1 protein-coding gene is annotated in these 1,439 nt (G+C 44.0%); it reads right to left on the reverse strand.

Going from position 1 to position 1,439, the window contains the following annotated elements; all coding sequences use genetic code 11:
- Positions 1 to 136: 136 nt before the first annotated feature.
- Positions 137 to 1,189, reverse strand: coding sequence for a leucine-rich repeat domain-containing protein (locus AC1D7X_RS25750; RefSeq protein WP_495476434.1), 1,053 nt, complete (start codon positions 1,187 to 1,189; stop codon positions 137 to 139).
- Positions 1,190 to 1,439 lie beyond the last annotated feature (250 nt).

Below are 1,439 nucleotides of genomic sequence, written 5' to 3' on the forward strand. Positions count from 1 at the left end.
TTTCAGGATACATGGTTCCGTCATTCCCATCCTCGGTTGTAAAGTTAGATTTCATTTCATGAAATCTCTGTTTTTTCGCGCTGTAAAGCGCTTATACAGAACTTGTCATACTGTCCCGTTAGCGTAATGCATTACGCTACTGTTCTGATTCAATCGTTTCCCATAACGAATCCCGTGACACATTTAAATATTTCAATTGCTTCATACCATAGAGGAAATCTGGCTTCCGATTGATCATGCTCATTCCTAAGTCCAAGATTCGCAGGTGCTTCAGCTTCTCTAGCTCGAGGGGTAGCTCATGGATCGAGGTGTATTGAATCGTAAGTTGCTCCAGTTGTTCCAACTTTCCAATCTCCGGTGGGATGCTGTTTAGGCTGATCTCTTCCTTCGGCTTAACCCGATACCCGGGAGCCGGCCGATCCGAGCTCGCACATTGGATGCAAAGCTCTCTCAGGTTCTTCAGTCTGGCTATTGATGCGGGAATACTCTCCAAATCAGCCGTCATGATTTTCAAGCGTTCAAGCTTGCTTAATTCGAACAGCCCTTCGGGTAGACGATAAAGATCCTGTTCAAAAATTTCTAGATCACGCATCTCTGTAAGCTCCCGGATTCGCTCAGGCAGCTCTGTCAGCCCATGTCCGCTTATATACAGCCGGTCGGTTTTATGCTTAATGGCATCATCTAGCAGACGATTCAGGTCCCGGTGAGACTTTAATTCCAAAAAAAGCCCTGTAATTCGATCCATCAGTTCAATTGCTTCTTCCTCAGTTACTTCCATACCATACATATGTTCATGGACAACCGAGTAAAGGTAGTCTCCGCCACCTTCTTTCAAGAAACACAAGTCTTCCGGCAGGCTAGGATAAATCCAATCCGACAGGCGGTTTGCCATTTGCTTCAGCACATACCCGCTTTCTTCGCAGCATCTATAAAAATAGTAGGTTCCTGCAGTATAAAAGGCATTACTGCGATAGGTATTTCTTATTTGTGTAAACTCATCCCTATTATCACCTTGGATTATGATTGTTTTCACCAGATAAGGTTCCAACGCTTCCAATACGCTTGTGTAATGGCTCCTTACCACATCACCCGGAATTTTCTCCCCAAGTACAAAACATTCCGAGTTCCGTATTGCCAAATCTATTACCTGCTCGTAAGCTTCACCTTTAGGGTCTGTATACATTCTCATCCCATAAGTCTCCATTCCCATTCAAAGTAATAATATTTCTAATACATAATACCATAAATTGGAACTATTCTGCCCTTTAGCTTAATAAAGAAAGAGAGCAGCTGCGTAGCAAACTGCTCCTTTGTTGTTCCACTATCGGTAGCAATAGGTAAGCCTTTGATGCGATCTCCAGCTTTTCCCCTGCTCCACACGGAGCGTGCTAGTTTCCCAGCACTCCGCGTTCCCTCTAACAGAATGTACTAGATCATAA

It is taken from the genome of Paenibacillus sp. Y568 (assembly GCF_059445545.1).

Coding starts and splice junctions, on each gene's coding strand:
- AC1D7X_RS25750 (WP_495476434.1), bottom strand. CDS start 1,189: ATGAGAATGTATACAGACCCTAAAGGTGAAGCTTACGAGCAGGTAATA.